The organism is Streptomyces sp. CB02923 (genome assembly GCF_001905005.1).
Classification (GTDB): domain Bacteria; phylum Actinomycetota; class Actinomycetes; order Streptomycetales; family Streptomycetaceae; genus Streptomyces.
In genome coordinates this window covers 1,433,830-1,452,656 of the sequence record NZ_LWKZ01000001.1, presented here as the reverse complement: position 1 = coordinate 1,452,656, position 18,827 = coordinate 1,433,830, and the positions used below count along the sequence as shown (strand labels likewise).

General features: G+C 71.0%; 20 protein-coding genes. 7 read left to right on the top strand and 13 right to left on the bottom strand.

Annotated features, from left to right (window positions below; translation table 11 throughout):
• Window positions 1–100 precede the first annotated feature (100 nt).
• Window positions 101–901, bottom strand: a complete 801-nt coding sequence (locus A6A06_RS06285; protein ID WP_199930694.1) for a DUF6796 family protein — start codon at window positions 899–901, stop codon at window positions 101–103.
• A gap of 117 nt (window positions 902–1,018) precedes the next feature.
• Here A6A06_RS06285 and A6A06_RS06275 point away from each other — a divergent pair, with 117 nt between their 5' ends.
• Window positions 1,019–1,561, top strand: coding sequence for a GNAT family N-acetyltransferase (locus A6A06_RS06275; RefSeq protein ID WP_073759547.1), 543 nt, complete (start codon window positions 1,019–1,021; stop codon window positions 1,559–1,561).
• A gap of 48 nt (window positions 1,562–1,609) precedes the next feature.
• Here the strand turns inward: A6A06_RS06275 and A6A06_RS06270 are convergent, their stop codons facing one another.
• The 9 genes from A6A06_RS06270 to A6A06_RS06230 form a co-directional block, all read right to left on the bottom strand.
• On the bottom strand, window positions 1,610–3,313 hold the full coding sequence (locus tag A6A06_RS06270; protein ID WP_073759545.1) for a type VI secretion protein: 1,704 nt from the start codon (window positions 3,311–3,313) through the stop codon (window positions 1,610–1,612).
• Entirely contained in the window at window positions 3,310–4,734 is a 1,425-nt protein-coding gene (locus A6A06_RS06265; RefSeq protein WP_073759886.1) for an ATP-binding protein, read from the bottom strand. Before A6A06_RS06265 ends, A6A06_RS06270 begins: the two co-directional genes overlap by 4 nt.
• A 28-nt stretch (window positions 4,735–4,762) precedes the next feature.
• Window positions 4,763–6,325, bottom strand: a complete 1,563-nt coding sequence (locus A6A06_RS06260) for an SCO6880 family protein (protein WP_073759543.1) — start codon at window positions 6,323–6,325, stop codon at window positions 4,763–4,765.
• The gene (locus A6A06_RS06255) at window positions 6,322–7,704 is read right to left on the bottom strand and encodes a hypothetical protein (RefSeq protein WP_073759541.1); all 1,383 of its coding nucleotides are present in this window, start codon (window positions 7,702–7,704) and stop codon (window positions 6,322–6,324) included. The genes A6A06_RS06260 and A6A06_RS06255 overlap by 4 nt, the downstream gene beginning before the upstream one ends.
• A complete protein-coding gene (locus A6A06_RS06250) occupies window positions 7,694–8,542 on the bottom strand; it encodes a hypothetical protein (RefSeq protein WP_073759539.1) in 849 nt (282 codons plus the stop codon). Before A6A06_RS06250 ends, A6A06_RS06255 begins: the two co-directional genes overlap by 11 nt.
• A 593-nt stretch (window positions 8,543–9,135) precedes the next feature.
• Complete coding sequence (locus tag A6A06_RS06245) at window positions 9,136–9,444, bottom strand: hypothetical protein (protein ID WP_030021086.1); 309 nt, start codon at window positions 9,442–9,444, stop codon at window positions 9,136–9,138.
• Window positions 9,445–9,679: 235 nt separating this feature from the next.
• Window positions 9,680–9,901 (bottom strand): DUF397 domain-containing protein, encoded by a 222-nt coding sequence (locus tag A6A06_RS06240; protein ID WP_073759537.1) that lies wholly within the window; start codon window positions 9,899–9,901, stop codon window positions 9,680–9,682.
• A gap of 83 nt (window positions 9,902–9,984) precedes the next feature.
• Window positions 9,985–10,197, bottom strand: a complete 213-nt coding sequence (locus A6A06_RS06235) for a DUF397 domain-containing protein (RefSeq protein ID WP_073759535.1) — start codon at window positions 10,195–10,197, stop codon at window positions 9,985–9,987.
• Window positions 10,198–10,206: 9 nt separating this feature from the next.
• A complete protein-coding gene (locus tag A6A06_RS06230) occupies window positions 10,207–11,088 on the bottom strand; it encodes a helix-turn-helix domain-containing protein (protein WP_073759884.1) in 882 nt (293 codons plus the stop codon).
• Between the two features lie 197 nt (window positions 11,089–11,285).
• Here A6A06_RS06230 and A6A06_RS06225 point away from each other — a divergent pair, with 197 nt between their 5' ends.
• The 3 genes from A6A06_RS06225 to A6A06_RS06215 all read left to right on the top strand — a co-directional run bounded on the left by A6A06_RS06225 (window position 11,286) and on the right by A6A06_RS06215 (window position 13,756).
• On the top strand, window positions 11,286–11,717 hold the full coding sequence (locus tag A6A06_RS06225; RefSeq protein WP_073759533.1) for an ATP-binding protein: 432 nt from the start codon (window positions 11,286–11,288) through the stop codon (window positions 11,715–11,717).
• Between the two features lie 126 nt (window positions 11,718–11,843).
• Window positions 11,844–12,848: a bifunctional lytic transglycosylase/C40 family peptidase gene (locus A6A06_RS06220; RefSeq protein ID WP_073759530.1), complete on the top strand. Its 1,005-nt coding sequence runs from the start codon at window positions 11,844–11,846 to the stop codon at window positions 12,846–12,848.
• 209 nt (window positions 12,849–13,057) lie between these two features.
• Entirely contained in the window at window positions 13,058–13,756 is a 699-nt protein-coding gene (locus A6A06_RS06215; protein WP_073759528.1) for a phosphatase PAP2 family protein, read from the top strand.
• Window positions 13,757–14,105: 349 nt separating this feature from the next.
• Here the strand turns inward: A6A06_RS06215 and A6A06_RS06210 are convergent, their stop codons facing one another.
• Together A6A06_RS06210 and A6A06_RS06205 are read right to left on the bottom strand one after the other, a co-directional pair.
• Window positions 14,106–15,695: an FAD-binding oxidoreductase gene (locus A6A06_RS06210; RefSeq protein WP_073759526.1), complete on the bottom strand. Its 1,590-nt coding sequence runs from the start codon at window positions 15,693–15,695 to the stop codon at window positions 14,106–14,108.
• A 162-nt stretch (window positions 15,696–15,857) separates the two neighbouring features.
• Entirely contained in the window at window positions 15,858–16,040 is a 183-nt protein-coding gene (locus A6A06_RS06205; protein ID WP_073759524.1) for a hypothetical protein, read from the bottom strand.
• Window positions 16,041–16,186: 146 nt separating this feature from the next.
• Here A6A06_RS06205 and A6A06_RS06200 point away from each other — a divergent pair, with 146 nt between their 5' ends.
• Together A6A06_RS06200 and A6A06_RS06195 are read left to right on the top strand one after the other, a co-directional pair.
• Window positions 16,187–17,161, top strand: coding sequence for a hypothetical protein (locus A6A06_RS06200; RefSeq protein ID WP_073759522.1), 975 nt, complete (start codon window positions 16,187–16,189; stop codon window positions 17,159–17,161).
• 193 nt (window positions 17,162–17,354) lie between these two features.
• Window positions 17,355–17,552 (top strand): hypothetical protein, encoded by a 198-nt coding sequence (locus A6A06_RS06195; RefSeq protein WP_443333711.1) that lies wholly within the window; start codon window positions 17,355–17,357, stop codon window positions 17,550–17,552.
• 57 nt (window positions 17,553–17,609) lie between these two features.
• Here A6A06_RS06195 and A6A06_RS06190 read toward each other — a convergent pair whose 3' ends face one another.
• A complete protein-coding gene (locus A6A06_RS06190) occupies window positions 17,610–18,011 on the bottom strand; it encodes a metal-sensitive transcriptional regulator (RefSeq protein ID WP_073759518.1) in 402 nt (133 codons plus the stop codon).
• A 194-nt stretch (window positions 18,012–18,205) separates the two neighbouring features.
• On the opposite strand from A6A06_RS06190, the gene A6A06_RS06185 reads away from it, so the two are divergent.
• Window positions 18,206–18,826, top strand: a complete 621-nt coding sequence (locus tag A6A06_RS06185) for a DUF47 domain-containing protein (RefSeq protein ID WP_003983068.1) — start codon at window positions 18,206–18,208, stop codon at window positions 18,824–18,826.
• The last annotated feature ends 1 nt before the right edge of the window (window position 18,827 follow it).

Below are 18,827 nucleotides of genomic sequence, written 5' to 3'. Positions count from 1 at the left end.
GACCCTGTGGGAGAGTAGGACGCCGCCGAACAATTTTTCAGCTCCGGTCCCTGAACCCTTGTGGTTCAGGGACCGGAGCTTTTTTGCGTTCCCGGGGAATTTACGACGACTCTTCGTCGGCCTTCTTCCAGAGCACCCAGGTGGTGAGGGAGAAGAGGAGCAGGTTGGCCACGCTCAGCGCGGCCCCTTGCAGGGCGGTGCCTATGGCGCCGGGCCAGAGCTTGGTGACCAGCGTTCCGATGAGGGCGCAGACCAGCGGGTTCGCGATGCACATCCAGCGGGGGAACACGGTGCCGCCACGGAGTACCAGGACGGCCAGCCACACGGAGCCGACAACCCAGAGCGCCAGGAGTACCGCGTACGGGATGAAGAGCACAGTGGCGAGGTCACCCGGAAGAGTGGTCAGGGCGTCGGACGCGGCACCGGACTCATGAACCGCCTTCGCGGCCTGTCCCCAGTAGAAGAACGAACCGTGGGCGAAGGGCGCGAGCGCGTAGCCGGCCGTGAGGATCAGATAGAGCGGCAGGGAGATGCGGCGGGGCTGCGGGAGGAGGGCCCGGCGGAAGTGGCGGCAGGCGACGAGGTAGAGCGGCCCCGTCAGGACGCCCAGCAGGGCTCCCCAGGCCAGCCGGGTGGTGGAGGCGGGCAGCATCGCGGCGAGGGAGTCGCGGGGCATGCCGTCGTACGAGCTCAGGATCGGGTACTGGTCCGCGGAGCCCATGGGCTTCCCGAGCAGCAGGATGTCTCCGATGAGCCAGGCAACGGACGCCGCGATCCCGGAGACGCCGGCCAGGCGGAGGGCGAGGGACCCGGTGCCGGGTGACGAAGGTGGGGCAACGGCGGTGGGGCCGGCCGAGTTGACCGCTCTGGTGGTTCTGGCGGGGTTTTGGGCTTCGGGCAAGGGAGTGTCTCCGTAAGTGGCAGGGTGGTTAGGTGAGGCTAGCCTAACTAGAGGGTGGTGGGGGTGAAGGGAGAACTGCGTGTGGCCAGGGGGACGGACTGCTGGGATGCTGGCCCGATGGAGTATCTGGTCAGGCCGGTGAAGGCGGACGAATGGAAGCGGCTCAGGGAACTCCGGCTGGCGGCGCTCGCTGATCCCGTCTCACGTATCGCCTTCAACGAGTCCTTCGAGAAGGTCGCCGCGTATCCGGACGACGTGTGGCAGCGGCGGGCGGCGCAGAGCGATGAGGACCAGGACCCGCTGACGTTCATCGGCGAGGGGCCCGACGGCAGTTGGGGCGGCATGGTCGTCGTACTCGTCGAGAAGGAAGGCGCGGACGAGCGGGACGGCGAGGAGCCGTGGGCGCACATCGTCGGCGTGTACGTACGCCCGGAGCACCGTGGCACGGGGCTGGCGCGCGACCTGTTCGGGGCCGCCGTGGGCTGGGCGTGGAGCCGGTCCGAGCCGGCGGTGGAGCGCGTACGGCTCTGGGTGCACGAGGAGAACGAGCGTGCGGCGGCGCTCTACCGGTCGCTCGGCTTCGTCGAGACCGGCCGGACGATGACCGATCCGAAGGGCGGGGCGGCCATCGAGCGGGAGATGGCGTTGGAGCGCGCGTAACCGGACTCTCAGGGCGGACGGGCGCGTACGGCTGCGGGTGGCGACCGGTCAGGCCGGCAGGGGTGTGTGCGGCCAGCGGGCGCGGGCCTGTTCCTGGGAGCGCAGCGTGGCGAGCGTCAACATGCCCTGTGCGCGGCCGGATTCGAGGAGGCCGGGCAGCGCGGGGAGTGGCGCCAGCGCCGCGATGTCGTCCAGGACGAGGGTGAGTGGTGGGTCGAGCCGACCGGCGGATGACCGTTCGGCCATGCGGCGGCCGTGCTCGACCACGTTGGAGAGGAGCGCGATGAGCAACGGCATCGCGCCCGGAGTGGTTCGCGGATCCTCGATGGATTCCCCTACCACGTAGAGCGTTCCCCCTTCGTCGATGAAAGATTCGAGAAGCAGGGCATCGGATCGCGCCGGATTGCAGGCGTCCCGGATGTGGATCGAGGAGAGGGACGCCAGGGTGCGGGAGACCAGTTCGTGTGCCATCTCCCGGCGTTCCGCGTGCGCGGTCAGTACGGACTCCAGCTCGCCGGCCTGGCCCGCCGACGCCTTCCGGTTCGTCCGCAGGATACGTACGGGCTCGTGGGCGGCGCCCTTGGCGTGGGCCCAGCGGTGCAGTTGGCGGAAGGGCCGGCCGTCCACGGCGGCGGCGTGCAGCCAGCAGCGCAGCAGGGTCGTCGCGGCGTCGGCCACCGCGGAATCGAGGACGCTGGAGGGGCGTACGGGGGTGAGGAGCGCGGCCGCCCGTGCGGCGGCGGTGCCGATGTCCTCGCAGCCGGACGTCGGTGACCAGCGCATCCGGGCCGGGGTGTCCAGGAGGTGCTGCGGATCGTAGGTCAGCAGCGGGCCCAGTTTGGCGCGGGCGTCCTTGGTGTCGGACCAGAGGGAGGGATCGGTGGTGGCGACGACGAGGGGGCCCTCGGCCGCGGTGATGGCGGCCGTGGCGAGCACGCCGGCCTGGCGGCGGTCGGCGCCGTAGTGCACGAGCGGGGGGAGGTCGGGGACGTTGGCGGGGGGTGTGGGTACGGGTGTGGGTGAGGGTGTAGGTGCGGGGGAGATGGTGGTGGCTGGAGTGGCGGGTGGGGCCGGTGCGGGGATCAGGGCCGACGGTGTAGCGGCCTCTGGGGCTGGAGGGGCTGCGTCAGCCGCGTGAGGCGGTGCTGCTGCGGTGGTAGGGGCGGGTGCTACGGGCGCTGCGGGTGCGGCAGGAACCGTCGGGGGCGCGGCGGGCGTTGCACGGTCGGCGGCGGGCGCCGGGCCGCCTTGGGCTTGCACCCCGTCCCACCCGGCATCCTTGGCCCCGGACCGCCCGGCATCCATGGCCCCCGTCCGCCCGGCATCCTTGCCCCCGGCCCGCCGGTTGGCCCGTACGACCCGGTAGCGGGTGATCGTCCCCATGGCGAAGACCGTGAGGACGACCAGCACCAGCAGTTCGCTGATGAGGATGCCCCAGAACAGCCCGTACCCGGGGAGTTGTGCGGCGGGGGTGCCGGACCAGGCGGCCGGGAGGTCGTGCGGGGCGCCTATGAGGCTGCGCAGGGCCAGGGGCGTACGGGTGAAGGTCACGCCGTCCGGCCAGGCGCCGTGGGTGAAGAGGCCGGCCAGGCCCGTCGCCGCCCATGCCAGGACCGTGAGGCCCAGGAGGAAGGCGAGTACGCCGATCAGAAGGGAGTCGGGGACGCCCCGCCCCCGTCCGCCGCTGCGGCCTCCCGTGCCGCCGCCCGGGGCGTCCGTACCGCCGTGCCCGTGCCCGTATCCCCGCGTCACGCCACCGTCTCGCTCGACTCGTCCCGGAACTGCCGCTGCATCGCCAGCGCTTCGGCCCGCTGCTCGGCCTCCGCGTCGGCCGCCCGCCCGATCGCGAGCGCTTCGTCGGTCATCATCGCGGAGCTCTCGGTCATCGCCCGGTCGGTGTAGACCAGCGGCCGTTCCGCCTCGGTGATCAGGTGTTTGACGACCTGGACGTTGCCGTTGACGTCCCACACCGCGATGCCGGGGGTGAGCGTCGGGATGATCTCGACCGCCCAGCGCGGCAGGCCCAGGACGGCGCCGGTGGCGCGGGCCTCGTCGGTCTTCTGGGCGTAGATCGTGCGGGTGGACGCCATCTTCAGGATCGCCGCGGCTTCCTTGGCGGCGGCGCCGTCCACCACGTCGCTGAGGTGGTGGACGACGGCGACGAAGGACAGGCCGAGGCGGCGGCCGAACTTCAGCAGCCGCTGGAACAGCTGGGCCACGAACGGCGAGTTGATGATGTGCCAGGCCTCCTCGACGAGGAAGATCCGTTTCTTCCTGTCGGGGCGGATCCAGGTGTGCTCCAGCCACACGCCGACGATGGCCATCAGGATCGGCATCGCGATGGAGTTGCGGTCGATGTGCGAGAGGTCGAAGACGATCAGCGGCGCGTCGAGGTCGATACCGGCGGTGGTGGGGCCGTCGAACATGCCGCGCAGGTCGCCGTCGACGAGCCGGTCGAGCACCAGCGCGACGTCCAGGCCCCAGGCCCGTACGTCGTCTATGTCGACGTTCATGGCCTCCGCCGACTCCGCCTCCGGGTGGCGCAGCTGCTCGACGATGTCGGTCAGCACCGGCTGCCGGTTGGTGATCGTCTCGTTGACGTACGCGTGCGCGACCTTGAGCGCGAAGCCGGAGCGCTCGTCGAGGCCGCGGCCCATGGCGACCTCGATGATCGTGCGGAGCAGGGCGAGCTGGCCGGTGGTGGTGATCGACGGGTCGAGGGGGTTGAGGCGGATGCCGCCGTTCAGGGCGGCGGTGGGGTCCAGGCGGATGGGGGTGATGCCCAGCTGCTCGGCGATCAGGTTCCACTCGCCGACGCCGTCCTCGCCCTGCGCGTCCAGGACGACCACCTGCCGGTCGCGGAAGCGCAGCTGCCGCAGTACGTACGTCTTCTCCAGCGCCGACTTGCCGTTGCCGGACTCGCCGAGGACGAGCCAGTGCGGGGCCGGCAGCTGCTGCCCGTAGAGCTGGAAGGGGTCGTAGATATAGCCCTTGCCGCTGTAGACCTCGCGGCCGATGATCACGCCGGAGTCGCCCAGGCCCGGTGCGGCGGTCGGCAGGTAGACGGCCTGGGCCTGGCCGGTGGAGGTCCGTACCGGAAGCCGCGTCGTCTCCACCTTCCCGAACAGGAAGCCGGTGAACGCCTCGGTGAGCGCTGCGAGCGGATCGAGCATGGCCATGACGTACGCGCCTCCCAGCGGCTTAGCGGCGGATCCCGGTCGCGAACGGCAGCGTGTTGACGAAGGCGCGGTGGTGTTCCCGGTCGCACCACTCCAGTTTGAGGTAACTCTTGCCCGCCGAGGCGCGGATGGTGCGCTTGTCGCGGGCCAGCGCCTCCGGGGAACGGGAGGAAACGGTGATGTAGCCGACGAGGTTGACGCCCGCGGCGCCCGAGGCGAGGTCCTCGCCGCGCTGGTCGACGCGGCCGTGGTGGGCCACGTCGCGCGGGTCGACGACCCGGTTCATCTTGGCGGCCCGGCTGGCCTCCGCGTCGTCGTTGGTCTTCTCCGTCAGCATCCGCTCGATCGCGATCTCGGTGGGCTCCAGGTCCATGCAGACCGCCACCGTACGGATGACATCGGGAGTGTGCACCAGCAACGGTGCCAGGAAGTTGACGCCGACCGGCGTCAGCGGCCACTCCTTGACCCAGGCCGTGGCGTGGCACCACGGCGCGCGCGTGGTCGACTCGCGCGTCTTGGCCTGGAGGTACGTCGGCTCCATCGCGTCCAGCTCGGCCGGCCAGGCGTTGCGCTGGCTCATCGCCTGGATGTGGTCGATGGGGTGGTCCGGGTCGTACATGGAGTGCACCAGGGAAGACAGCCGGCTCTGCCCCAGGGGCTGACGGACGCGGATGTCGGCCTCGGCCAGGCGCGCGCAGATGTCGGTCAGCTCGCGTGCCATGACGACGGCCAGGCCCGCGTCCCGGTCCAGTTTCTTGCGGACCAGACCGCCGCGGTGCAGGTGGGCGGCGCGCGCCATGGTGTGCGCTTCGGCGGCCAGTTCGCGGGTGTAGTGCATACAGGCGACGAGGTAGGCGCGGTGCTGCTCGGAGGAGGTGGAGACCATGGACTGGAGCTGGTCGTACGACTCCTGGAGCCAGTCGGGCGAGGCGGCGTTGCCGCGCTGGGCGACGTCCTTGGCGTGCGCGTCCGGGTCGGCGGGGAGCGTACGGGCCAGCATCTGCAGGCGCGTGACGAAGCCGTCCCCGTTGGCGACGTGCTTGAGCAGCGTGCCGAAGCGCTCGACCAGGGCTTCCTGGTCCTCGCTGTCGCGCAGGCCGACACCCGGGCCCTCGATCTCGATGGCGGCGGTGACCGTACGGCGGTCGGCGTGCAGCAGGACGGCGATCTCGTCCGGGCCGAACGGCGCGGACAGCCAGTTGATGCGGCCGATGCCGGGCGGCGGGCCGATCTCCACCTCCCGGCCGTCCAGGCGCACGCCCGCCTCGGCAACGCCGGAGCGGTACGTCGTGCCGCGGCGGACCGTACGCCGGTAGCTGCGGTTGATCTCGAACCACTTGTAGAACGTACGGCCGCGGTACGGGAAATAGACCGCGGCGATGGCCAGCAGCGGGAAGCCGGTCAGGGTGATGATCCGCGCGGACAGCACCGGCACCAGCAGGCCGCAGATCATGCCGACGAACGCACCCGCGATGATCAGCGCGATCTCGCCGGTCTCGCGGTTCTTGCCGACGATCGCGTTCGGGCGGGCGCGGCCGATCAGGTACGTGCGGCGGGGCGTGATCGGGTGCGACTGGGTCGTCAACGCCCGTCACCTCCTGAAGTCTTGCCGGTGCGGGCGTTTCCGGCGGAGCCTGGGCTCGAACCGGGGGACGGGCGCGGACGGGATGCGGGGGAGGCGGGGGCCGGGACACGGCCGCCGCCGGAGTTGCCGGTGCGGCTGCTGTGGGCGGCCACGCCGCCGGACACCGCGTCGGCGGGCCGGGACTGCCCGCCGCCCTGGTCCTGCCCGCCGCCGCCCCCGCCGGACCTGCGGGAACTGTGCGTCTTGATGCCCTGGGACACCAGTGCGGCGGGTGAGGAGATCACGGCGGCGGCCTGCGAGCCCTCGGTGGCCTGCTTCTTGTTCGTACGGGCCGAGACCATCTCGTCGCCGAAACCCGGGACGAAACGGTAGATCACGGCGCTGGCGAAGATGGCGAGCAGGATGATCGCGAGGCCGGAGACGACGGCCGAGATGGCGTTCGGGCCGCCGCCGGTGGTCAGCGCACCGGCGATACCCAGGACGACCACGATGACCGGTTTCACCATGATCACGGCGATCATGATGCCGGCCCAGCGGCGGACGTGCCCCCACATGTTCTTGTCGACCAGGCCCGCGTAGACGACCGTACCGAGCAGCGCGCCCACGTACAGCAGAGCCGCCCGGATCACCAGCTCCAGCCACAGCACACCGGCCGCCAGCACCGAGACCAGCGAGACCACGATCAGCATGATCGGGCCGCCGCCGATGTCCGTGTCCTTCTTCAGCGCCGCCGAGAACGCGCCGAAGAACGTGTCGGTCTGCGCGCCCGTCCCCTTCGCGATGATCTCCGTGATGCCGTCGGTCGCGGAGACCACGGTGTACAGGATCAGCGGCGTGAAAGCGGACGCCAGCACGGTCAGCCACAGGAACCCGACCGCCTCGCTGATCGCCTCCGTCAGCCGCACGCCGCGCACGGCCCGCTTGGCGACGGCGAGCAGCCACAGCACGAGCGTCAGCACGGTCGAGGCGGCGAAGACGACGGCGTACTGCTTGAGGAACGCCGCGTTCGTGAAGTCGACCTGCGAGGTCGCCTTCACGGCATCGGACAACTTGTTGACGATCCAGGCGGCGGCGTCCGCACAGCCCTTGGCGAGGGAGGTGAGGGGGTCGAGGGGGTTGTTGTCGGTGAGGCCGCCGGGGGATTTGGGGGTGGAGTTGGCTTTGTCGCCGTTCTGGCAGTAGTCCTTGGCGAGGCCGCGGATGAGGTCGCAGGGGTCGTTGCTCGGCGAGGGGCTCGCCGAGGGGCTGCCCGTAGTGGTGGGGGTGGGAGACGGACTCGGCTCCGCGAAGGCGCGTGACGCCAGGAGGAGGACGGCCGTCTGCACGCCCGTCACCAGAGCGGTGAGGGAGAGGGCGCGACGACGATGGTTAGCGGGCATACGTGAACCCTCCGAAGCCTTGCACAGCCTTGGACATCTCCTCGGCCGACGACGCGGCCTGGTCCCGGCCGACCGGAGCCGGGCCGTTCTTCTGCGTGAAGTCGGTGATCTTCCAGTCGCCGTCGATCCACTGCAGGTCGAAGGTGTTCGTGTACCAACCTTCCGCGACCGGGTTCTTGGAGTCCGCTCCGGCGATGCCGAAGAGGGCCGAATACCAGACCGATACCTTGGCCGCGGTGCCGGAGAACTTCTCGACCTTGGTGCCCACGGGATTGGCGCGGGAGACGAACGTCGAGCCGTCAGGGGCGCGGCCGTCCGGCTTGAGCCCGATCCGCCCGAGGAACGTCGGGTTGCCGTATGCCTTGTCGAGCGCGCTCTCGCGGGCCGCCGCCACGTCCGGTGCGTACACCGTCGTGACTATCGTCTGCCGCCGGTCCTTCGTGTACATCCCGTCACTGTTGAGCGCCACCGCATAATTCGCCGCCGCCGACTGCGCCCCCTGCTCCGTCTTCGCGAAGCCCGACGCGATGCCGCCGTTCTTGCCTGTGACCGGCTTCGTGCCGGTCGGGGCGGTGGGTTGGGTGTCCGTGTCCTTCGCCGTGCCTTCGGAGGATCCCTGTTCGCCGCCGCCCCGGTTCGCGAAGGCGATGGCGGCGATCAGGAGGACCACCACGCCGACGATCGTGATCAGGTTCCGGCTGGAGGAGCCCGTTCGGGAGCGGCGGCCGGCTCCGTACGTGTCGCCGTCGCCGTCCGGGAGTCTGGTGCGGGTCTGGCCGCCCGTGTCCGGGCCGCCCGGCTCGCCACCGCCGTAGCCACCGCCATCGCTGAGACTCATCGCGCCTGTGCCCCCTCAACCGGCATAGCCGTCACTGCTGTCGTTTTGCCGCCCAGATATGACCGTAGCCGCGCGGGCAGCGTCTCGGGCGCAGTGGTACGAGTACATCTCACCGTGACGGGACCTCAGATGTCGGACGGAAGAGGCGAATGGGGGACTCTGCGGCATTTGCGGCCACCCCGTTGGCCGCGGACGCCGCTCGGTCCCCGCCATGCCCTTGTGTCCCCGCCCGGTGCGCGGCCCAATCGGCCCGTTGCTTGCCAGGGTGGCGCAAAGCGGAACGGGGCGACGGCGGGTGAGTGGGCATCAGGGGGTGCTCTCGGCGAAGGGGTGCGGCCGGTGGTGCGGGAGGGGTGGAGGTGCGGGGGGCCGGAGGGGCGTGCGGGCGGGGGAGGCCCGGAGTGCGCCGCGCCGGGGGCGTGCGGGGCGCCGGTGTGTGACGGGAGGGGGGCGGGGTGGTGGCGGTGGGCCGCTCGCGCGGGGCGGCTGCGGCTTCGCGCTCGGTGCCCGGCCCGGCGGTCACGGGTGCCCCGTGCGGGTTCCGGCGGCCGGCGGCCCGCGCCGTCCCGGCGGGGCTGCGCCGGCCGCCCCGGCTACACGGCCATTCCGTACACGATCGTGAAGAGCGTGCCCAGGGACCCGATGATGAAGACGCCGGTCAGGCCGGCCACGATGAGGCCCTTGCCCTGTTCGGCACTGAACGTGTCGCGCAGCGCGGTGGCGCCGATGCGCTGTTTGGCCGCGCCCCAGATCGCGATGCCGAGACAGAGCAGAATCGCTACTGCCATGACCACTTCGATCATCACGCGGGCTTCGTTGCCCAGCGTTCCGAAAGGTCCCCAGTCCGGGGCGATTCCGCCAATGATGGTGGTGATGTCGCCCTTTTCGGCCGCCAAGTGCATGAATGAACTCACCGCCCCTTATGGGTCGTTGTTTACCCGCGCCACGCGGTACGGGCCAGCATCCATCTTCGCTGACAAATCCGCCACCAGATGTCGACTTGGCGGCTTTCTTTGACGGATCCCGTGGGGATTGCGTGTGCGCGGGGGCGCACGGCGCCCGGGGACCCGCCGGTATCACCGTGTGTATCACGGCCGATCACGCCGGGCAATGTTCGAAGGAAGGGGGCAGGTGGCGCTACAGCCCCACGAAGTGGTCGAACTCGCCGGCCTTCACCCCGAGGACGAACGCGTCCCACTTGGTGCGCGTCGTGGTGACGATGTTGTCGGGCTCGGTGTTCGTCCGCAGGTACACGTGGTCATCGTCCCCGAAGGCGACCTCGATGTATTCGGGCGCGCTCTCGTCGTCCGTGGCCTTCTGCCAGTCGAGGTTCGCGGGGGGAGTGGGGGTGGTCGGCATAGGTTCCTCCGTCGGGCCCGCGGTGGGCGGTGACCTCGTGCACTCACTCGTATGCGGAGGACTTTACGGCCCGTCAGGGGTGGTCAGGAGACGGGTACGCGCCGCTCCGGGGACACGTGACCCGCCTTGACGTCCCGCAGGAAGGCGCCCCACACGGGCCGGGCGCAGCGGCCGACGGCGGCCGGAAGGTCGCTTTCGCGGTACAGGACGGGGCCGCCGGGCTGGGTGGCCACCTCTACGCAGTCGTCCTGGCCGCTGCCGCTGTACGAGGACTTCCGCCAGGTGTGCCGGGGCATTGCGTTCTCCTAGGAGGCGTACATCAGGTGCTGGATGAGGGTCAGTGAGTCCCGGCCCTCATGAGACTCAGGCTTTGCCTCCGGGTCAACTCGCGGCAGTGCGAGTTCGGTCAGCCTCGTGAAGATCTTGCCGTAGCGGCTGGTGTCGTCCTCGTCGCGCAGGATCGCGGAAGCCACCGCCTGTTCCAGGCGGACGGTGTCGAGAGCGGGCGTGGGGCCGCCGAAGATGCTGAAGGAGCGGCTCACTCCGGAGTAGGGCCCGGCTTCGAAGGGGAAGACCTGCAACGTCACGTGGGGGAGCCGGGCGATCTCGATGAGGCGGCGCAGCTGCCGCCGCATGATCTCCGGGCTGCCGACGCGGGTGCGCAGCGCCCCTTCCTGGATGACCGCGTGGTAGGGGGTGCCGGACCGCTGTTCCAGGATGCGCTGTCGATCCAGACGGAACTGGACGTACCGGTCGATCTTCGCATCGTGCTCGTCGAACGTCTCGCACACCGACCGGGCGTATTCGGCGGTCTGCAGCACTCCCGGAATCACGAGTGGTTCGTGGTTGCGGATGTGTGCGGCACGCGACTCCAGTTCGGCCAGGTCGAGGGCCGGGCGGCCCATCACGTCCCGGTACGCGTCCCACCAGCCCCGCCCCCGGTCGTGCGCCATCGCCATCAGCGCCTCGAACAGTGGGCCCGCCGCGCAGCCGTAGGAGCGCAGGAGGTTGTAGAGGCCGTTGCGCGGGACGTCGACGCGGCCGGTTTCGATGTGGCTCACGCGCTGGCGGTCAGCGCCGATCAGGGCGGCGGCCTGGTCGCCGGAGAGGCCCGCGGCGAGGCGGAGTTTGCGCAGCTCGGTGCCGAGGCGCCGTTGGCGCTCGGTGGGCTGGGTTCTGGGAGCCATGGCGTCCTCCTCGGTGTCCGGCCGCAGTTTGGCGCGATCCGGCGGCGGGGGGACACGGTTGGGACGGGCGGCCACTCGTCCGGGGGAGAATCCGGGGACGCGGTTGCAACTGCCTCAACATCGTCCCTAGCTTCGACGCACGGCCCGGACCCGTGCGCCCCGCGCGGCCGGGCACGGTGACCCCAGGAGGCCACGCCATGTGTCCCAGCACCGAGGCCGCGCGCCGGCCGCTCACGTCCGGTGACTTCTCGCTCGTCTTTCCGCCGGATCCGGAGTGGGTGCGTACGGCCAGGGACGCGGTCGGTACGGCGGTGCGGGCCGCCGGGCGGGGTGACCTGGCGGAGACCGCGCTGCTGCTGACGTCCGAGGTGGTGACGAACGCCGTCAACGCCTGTCGAGCCAGTGGCTGTTCGGAGCCGGTGACGGTGTACGGAGCGTGGCAGGGCGCGGGCACGCTGCGGGTGCTGGTGCACGACGGGGCGCCGGGGCTGCCGGTGCGGCAGTGGCGCGAGCACGACGCGACGGGCGGACGCGGGCTGTATCTGGTCGGGGCGTGCGCCGACGGGTGGGGTGTGTGCCGGCACGGGCCGGGGGACGGGAAGTCGGTCTGGTTCGAGCTGGGGGAGTGAAAGCCGGGGCGCGGGGCGGGGCCGGGCGGCCTTCGGGGGCGCGGGTGCCGGCCCGTGCGGCCGGGTGTGGTGAGGTACATGCCGAAAGCGGCGGTGAAACGCGCCCGTATGGGGGAGGGTTGTGGGGTGCGCAAATTCTGGGTGGCCGGTGGGCTCGGGGTCGGGCTGGTGCTCTGTTTCCTCGCGCTGCTCGTGGTGGGCACGTACTCGGCCGCCGCGGGCCTGGCAGGCGGCGCGGGCCGGGCGGTGGGCCTGGCGAAGGGCGCCGTGCCCGCCTCGTACCAGCCGCTGGTGCAGAAGTGGGGCAATCTGTGCTCCGCCATCAACCCGGCGCTGCTCGCCGCCCAGCTGTACCAGGAGAGCGGCTGGAACCCGAAGGCGCAGAGTCCGGCGGCGGCGCAGGGGATCGCCCAGTTCATTCCCGGTACGTGGGCCTCGCACGGCATCGACGGGAACGGGGATGGCCGGCGGGACGTGTGGGACCCGGCGGACGCGATCCCGTCGGCGGCGTCGTACGACTGCGAGCTGGCGAAGTACGTGAAGGACGTGCCCGGTGACCCGGCGCACAACATGCTGGCGGCGTACAACGCGGGCGCGTACCGGGTGATCAAGGCGGGCGGGGTGCCGGCGATCAGCGAGACCCGGAACTACGTGAAGATCATCACGACCCTCGCCAAGAGCTTCGAGGCACCGGTGGGGCGGGTCGCGCCGTCCCGGCAGGCCGCCTCCGCCATCTACTACGCGCAGGAGCAGCTCGGCACGCCGTACCTGTGGGGCGGCAACGGCACGCCGGACCAGGACGGGCGCTTCGACTGCGCGGGGCTGACGAAGGCCGCGTACCACTCGGTGGACATCGAGCTGCCGCGGGTGGCCAACGACCAGTGGAACGCCGGGCCGCATCCGAAGCGGGACGAGCTGCTCCCGGGGGACCTGGTGTTCTTCGCGTACGACCTGAACGATCCGCGGTCCATCCACCACGTGGGGATCTACGTGGGCGGCGGCTACATGATCAATGCGCCGTACACGGGCGCGGTGATCCGGTTCGACAAGATCGACACTCCGGACTACATCGGTGCGACCCGCGTCACCGAAGATGGCGCGAAAGCGTTGCCCCGGCCGAACGCTGCGTGAACATGGGCCCCTGAACTGCGGACATCAGTCTCTCTTCGATAACGTCCTGGTGATCATCCGGTGGAAGCTGGAACGGCTCGGCAGCACATCGCGTTTCCTGGACATGGAGACATGGCGAGGCCGTGGAGGCCCGGCCACGCTCGACGACCACGGGGGTTGGCAGCACTCACACGGCGCTCGCGCGCGCGAAAGGTAAGGGGCCGCGGCAGATGGCTGGACTCGCAATGGACGGGTCGAACCCCGATGTGGACGTGCTCGACGGCATCAACGGCCTCGCGAAGGACGCACCGGAGTGGCTCAACCGCGCCATGAAATTCGTCGGTGAGTACGGCATCATCGCCGCGCTCGCCGTGCTGTGCCTGATCGCCTGGTGGGGTGCGCGCAAGCGGCCGGACGCACCGGCCGCGCTGGCGGGCCTGGTCTGGGCGCCGCTGGCCGCTGGTGTGGCGCTGCTGGCCAACATCCCGATCCGGGCGGTGGTGGAGCGGCCCCGGCCGTTCCGGGTCCACGCGGGCCTGGAAGTGATCATCCCCGGCAAGACGGACTTCTCGTTCGTGAGCGATCACGCGACGCTGACCATGGCGGTCGGTGTGGGGCTGTTCATCGCCCACCGCGTGTACGGGCTGATCGGTATCGGCCTGGCGCTGCTGGAAGGGTTCTGCCGGGTGTACATGGGTGTGCACTACCCGACGGACGTCGTCGGGGGCTTCGCACTCGGTACGGCGGTGGCGCTGCTGCTGGCGCCGGTGGCGCAGGCGATGCTGATCCCGGTGGCCACCGCGGTCGGGCGCTCGCCCGCCTGGTGGCTCGTACGGGCCGGGGGGCCGGTGCCCCGCGCGGTGTCCGAGCCGGTGGCGGCCGTGCCGTCGGCGCCGCGGGAGGAGCGGGACGAGGACCTGGCGGCTTAGGGCGCTTCTGACGGATCTCCGCGGCATCGCGACGCCCGGCACTCCCCCAAGCTCTTCGAGCAGGGGGGACCCCCACTCGCCGCACGGCGCAAAGGGACAGGTGGCTCCGCCACATGACCCTTCACACCGCACACCGAGAGCACGCACCGAACGCCGCTCCGTCCCCCACGGAGATCCATCAGAAACGCCCTAGCCGCAGGCGCGGATCATGATGCCGAGGGAGGACCGGGGCCGACAGCCCGGTCCTCCCTCGGCGTTTGAGGGGGCGGGCCGCTACAGGGCCTGTCCCCGACGTCTGAGGGGACGAGCCGTTACTGGGCCTGTCCCCGACGTCTGAGAGGGCGCACGGTCACAGGGCCTGCGGGAACGTCCTGAACAGCCCGCTCGGGTCGTACTGCCGCTTGAGCTGGGTGAGGCGGTCGGCGGCCGGGCCGTAGTAGGACTTCTTCCAGTCGGTCAGGGCCGCGTCCGCGTAGTTCTGGTAGGCGGCGCCCGAGGCGTAGCGCTGCATCGCGCTGTGGATGCCGTTCAGCCACGCGCTCTGCGCTGAGCCCGTACCGCCCGCCTTCCAGGACGCCAGGTACTGCGCGAGGAAGCGCGAGCGGCGGTGCACGAAGGCGGTGTCGGTGGGGCGGACCCGGTTGATCGCCCCGCCCAGCGCGGTCAGTGACGCGTTGCCGCCGACGCCCTTGCGGCTCGCGGTCTCGATCTGGCCCAGCAGGGCGCGGATGCCGGCCGCGCCGAGCGAGCGGTCGTAGAAGTCGGAGCGGGCCGCGTACGTCTCGCGGGCCAGCTTGCCGGACGCGCTGCGGCCGGGGAGGGCGCCGGGCAGGTGGCACTGCTCGGTGGTCTTCGTGGAGCAGCCCGCGTACGACTCCATCGCGTCGAGGTACGAGCTGGGCGTCAGGCGCACCGACTTCGCGGGCCCGGGGCCGCCCGCCCGGTCGGCCAGCTTGTCGACGGCGTTCTGGAGGTCGCCGTACGAGCCCAGGGAGAAGGCCGCGACGGAGACGGACGGGGTGCCGCCGGGGTGGGCGTCCAGGTGCAGGGAGGACCATATTTCGTCGGGCTGGGTGGGGCCCCACTCCTGCCAGGACTGGAGCAGGGCGGTGGCCTTGGACCAGGGCCAGGTCAGGTAGGCCATGACCGAGCGGGGCGCGGCGTGGGTGCGGAAGCGGAGTTCGGTGACCACGCCGAAGTTGCCGTTGCCGGCGCCGCGCAGGGCCCAGAAGAGGTCGCTGTTGCGCTTGGCGTCGCACTCGACGGTCTTGCCGTCGGCGGTGACGACGGTGGCGCCGACGAGGCTGTCGCAGGTCAGGCCGTACGCGCGGGACGCGACGCCGTGGCCGCCGCCGAGGGTCAGGCCGGATATGCCGACGGACGGGCAGGAGCCGCCGGGGATCGTGACGTTGTGCTTGCCCAGGCCGTCGTAGACCTCGATGAGCTTGGCGCCGGCGCCGATGCGGGTGATGCCGCCGGACGGCGCGGAGACGGAGTTCAGGGCGGACACGTCGATGATGAGCTTGCCGTTGCCGCTGGACCAACCGGCATATGAGTGGCCCCCGTTGCGTATCGCGACGGGGGCGTTGTAGCGGCGGGCGAAGGACAGGCACTCGGCTATGTCGGCCGGGTGGCGGACGTAGGCGACGGCCGCGGGCTTGAGGTTGTCGTAACGGGTGTTGTACAGGCGCCGGGCGGCGTCGTACGAGGCTTCGCCGGCGCGTATGAGCTTGCCGTCGAGGCTTTTGCGCAGTGCGTCCCAGGATGCCTGGGCGGCCGGGGGCTTGCCGGTCTGTGAACTGGTGGTGAGGCCGACGCCGCCGGATGCCGTGCCGCCCGGGGCGCTCGCGTGGCCGGTGCTGCTGCCGCAGGCGGTGGTCAGGCCGGCGGTCGCCGCCGCGAGTCCGCCGCCGGCTGCCAGGATCGTGCGCCGCTTCATTATGAATTGCCCCTTTTGGGGCCCCTTTGGGGGCCCGCGCGCCGTGGATGCTTCCCCCTACCCAGATGGAACGAGGGCCCGGGGAGGTTCCAGGGGCATGGCTCCGGGGCCTGCCGGGCGGGTGCGGCGCGCCCGCCCGGGGCCGGTCTCAGGGGTTCCCGCTCACCCCGTCCGGTGGTGCTGTTCCGCGTCCGTCCGTGCCTGGGAGCGGGCCCGGCGGGCCGGGCCGTGCCAGCCGCAGCTGCAGCGGGCCAGGCAGAAGGAACCTCGTTCGGTGGTGGTGGTCCGGTGGTCGGGCGGCCCGGGGGGCCGCGGCGTCGGCTCCTGCGCTGCTCGGTCGTGCACGGCGCCACGCTACGCGCCCGGGGTGTACGGGCGTGACGAAGCGGCCTGAACGGTCGTTGAACGAAACGGGTCGTGATGGGCCGGGACAACCGGAACGTCCCGATCCGCGACTTCACGAGCAGAGCGGCCGAGGGGGCTCGTACGTGATGGTGGTGCAGGACAGGCGAGGCGGTGCCGTCGCGGCTGCCGTCTGCGGAGTGGGCCTGGCGGTCGGGCTGCTCACCACGGGCTGTTCCCCGAACGGCGCGGCAGCCGACGACCACGCCTCGGCCGGCCGCTCCGCAGACGGCCCGGTGGGCGGGTCGGCGGCCGGTCCGCCCTTCACCGACCGCGCCCGCCCACCGGGCGCCCGGCCGCGGGACCCGGCCGGTCCGTCGGCCGCCGGAGCCCCGTCCGGCCGTACGGACTACGCCGCCGCCCTGCGCGCCTGCGCCGACGCCCTGGTCCGGGCCGGCAGCTCCCGGGTGCGTACGGAGATGGAGACCGTCAGCGGCGGCACCCGCGTCGCCATCCGGGGGACCGGCGGCCACGACTACCGCAAGCGGACCGGTCGGCTGAACGTACGGCTTCCGGACACCGGCGGCGGGCGGGGCGCGCCGCACACGATCACGGAGATCCTCACGCCGTCCGCGCTCTACATGAAGAACCGCGGGGCGGGGGTGCCGGCCGACAAGTGGGTGCGGGTGGACACCGCCTCGCTGGCCGACGGCAATCTGGTCACCGGCGGCGCGACCGATCCGATGGCCGCCGCCGAACTGCTGCGCGGGGTGCGGGAGGTGACGTACGAGGGGCGGGAGCGGCTGGACGGGACACCGGTGCGGCACTTCAGCGGCACGACGGACATCGGGTCGGCGGCGCGCGCGGCGTCCCCCGCGGTCCGGCCCGCGCTGACCGCGGCGGAGAAAGGCTTCACCACGGACGTGGTGGCCTTCGACGCGTATCTGGACGACGCCGGACGGCTGCGCAAGGTCCGCCAGCGCTTCCGCTTCGCCAACGGCACCACGGGCGGGACGTCGGTGACCTCGACCACGACGCTGTACGGCTTCGGGGCGCCGGTTCCGGTACGGCTGCCCGACCGGGACGACATCTACACGGGCAGGGTCGCCGCCACGGGCGGCTGAACGCGGTCGCCGCGGGCGGCCGGGCGGCACGGCCGGCGGGAGCGGCGCGGACCGGGCAACCGTGTCCGTGGCACGTGACCACGGCGTGTGTGAACTGGCGGAAATGGTCCATCCGTGCCATGCGCGGAGCGTGCGCCCGTACCTACTCTGGGCGGTAACCACCAGAAGAGTGGGGAGGCGCTCGAAGGAGGAGGTGTTGTACGTGGCCGGACACCGCAACTCGACGGTTCAGGACCACGTCGCCCTCGTCGAGATCGACCTGACTGGTGAGTTGATGATCGCGGCGGCCGCCGCGAGCGAGGATCGGCTCAGCTCGGACCGTATCGACGAGGTGCTGGACGTGGACGCGGACCGCGTACGACCGGGTCCGGGACCCGGGAACCGCAGGTGACCGGGCGGCGGCGCCGGGCGTGACGGTGCGTGGCACCCGTGCGTCCGGCATCCGCCGTCAGGTGCGCAGCATCCGTTCGATCGCCTTGGTGGCTTCCTTGACCTTCTCGTCGATGGCCTCGGGTCCCTTGACGGCGGCGTCGGCGACGCAGTGCCGCAGGTGTTCCTCCAGCAGCTGGAGGCCGAAGGACTGCAGGCCCTTCGTGCTCGCCGACACCTGGGTGAGTATGTCGATGCAGTACACATCTTCTTCCAGCATCCGCTGGAGGCCGCGGATCTGGCCCTCGATCCGGCGCAGCCTTTTGAGGTGTGCGTCCTTTTGCTGCGCGTAACCGTGAATGCCCAGGTCGTGATCGGTGACGGCGGCGGGGTCGGTTCCGAGGGCGGTTTTCGGCCCGTCGGCGTGGTGGGCCGCGGCGGCTGCGGTGGTGCCGTTGGTCTCGGCGTCCGTGGTCGTCATGGCCTTCTCCCGTGGTACGTAGGCGTTCCATATACCCCTAGTGGGTATATGGTACAGAAATTCCCGGGCGCGGGCGGTACCCCGTGCAGAGCATGGTGCCCGATGGGCGACACTGAAGGAATGCCGGTTAGCTGTGGCTGGATGATGCGCCTAGCATCAACTCGACCGAATCCGATGCACCCCGAGGATTTCACGTGCGCTTTCGTCTGACCCCCAGGGAGACGAGCTTCTACGACATGTTCGCCGCGTCCGCGGACAACATCGTCACAGGCTCCAAGCTCCTGATGGAACTGCTCGGGGCGGACGCCTCCGCGCGGACAGAGATCGCCGAGAGGATGCGGGCGGCGGAGCACGCGGGGGACGACGCGACCCACGCGATCTTCCACCAGCTGAACTCCTCGTTCATCACGCCGTTCGACCGCGAGGACATCTACAACCTCGCCTCGAAGCTCGACGACATCATGGACTTCATGGAGGAGGCCGTCGACCTGGTCGTCCTCTACAGCATCGAGGAGCTGCCCAAGGGCGTCGAGCAGCAGATCGAGGTCCTGGCGCGGGCGGCGGAACTGACCGCCGAGGCGATGCCGAACCTGCGGACGATGTCCAACCTCACCGAGTACTGGATCGAGGTCAACCGCCTGGAGAACCAGGCCGACCAGATCCACCGCAAGCTGCTCGCGCACCTGTTCAACGGCAAGTACGACGCCATCGAGGTGCTCAAGCTCAAGCAGATCGTGGACATCCTGGAAGAGGCGGCCGACGCCTTCGAGCATGTCGCCAATACGGTCGAGACGATCGCGGTCAAGGAGTCCTGAC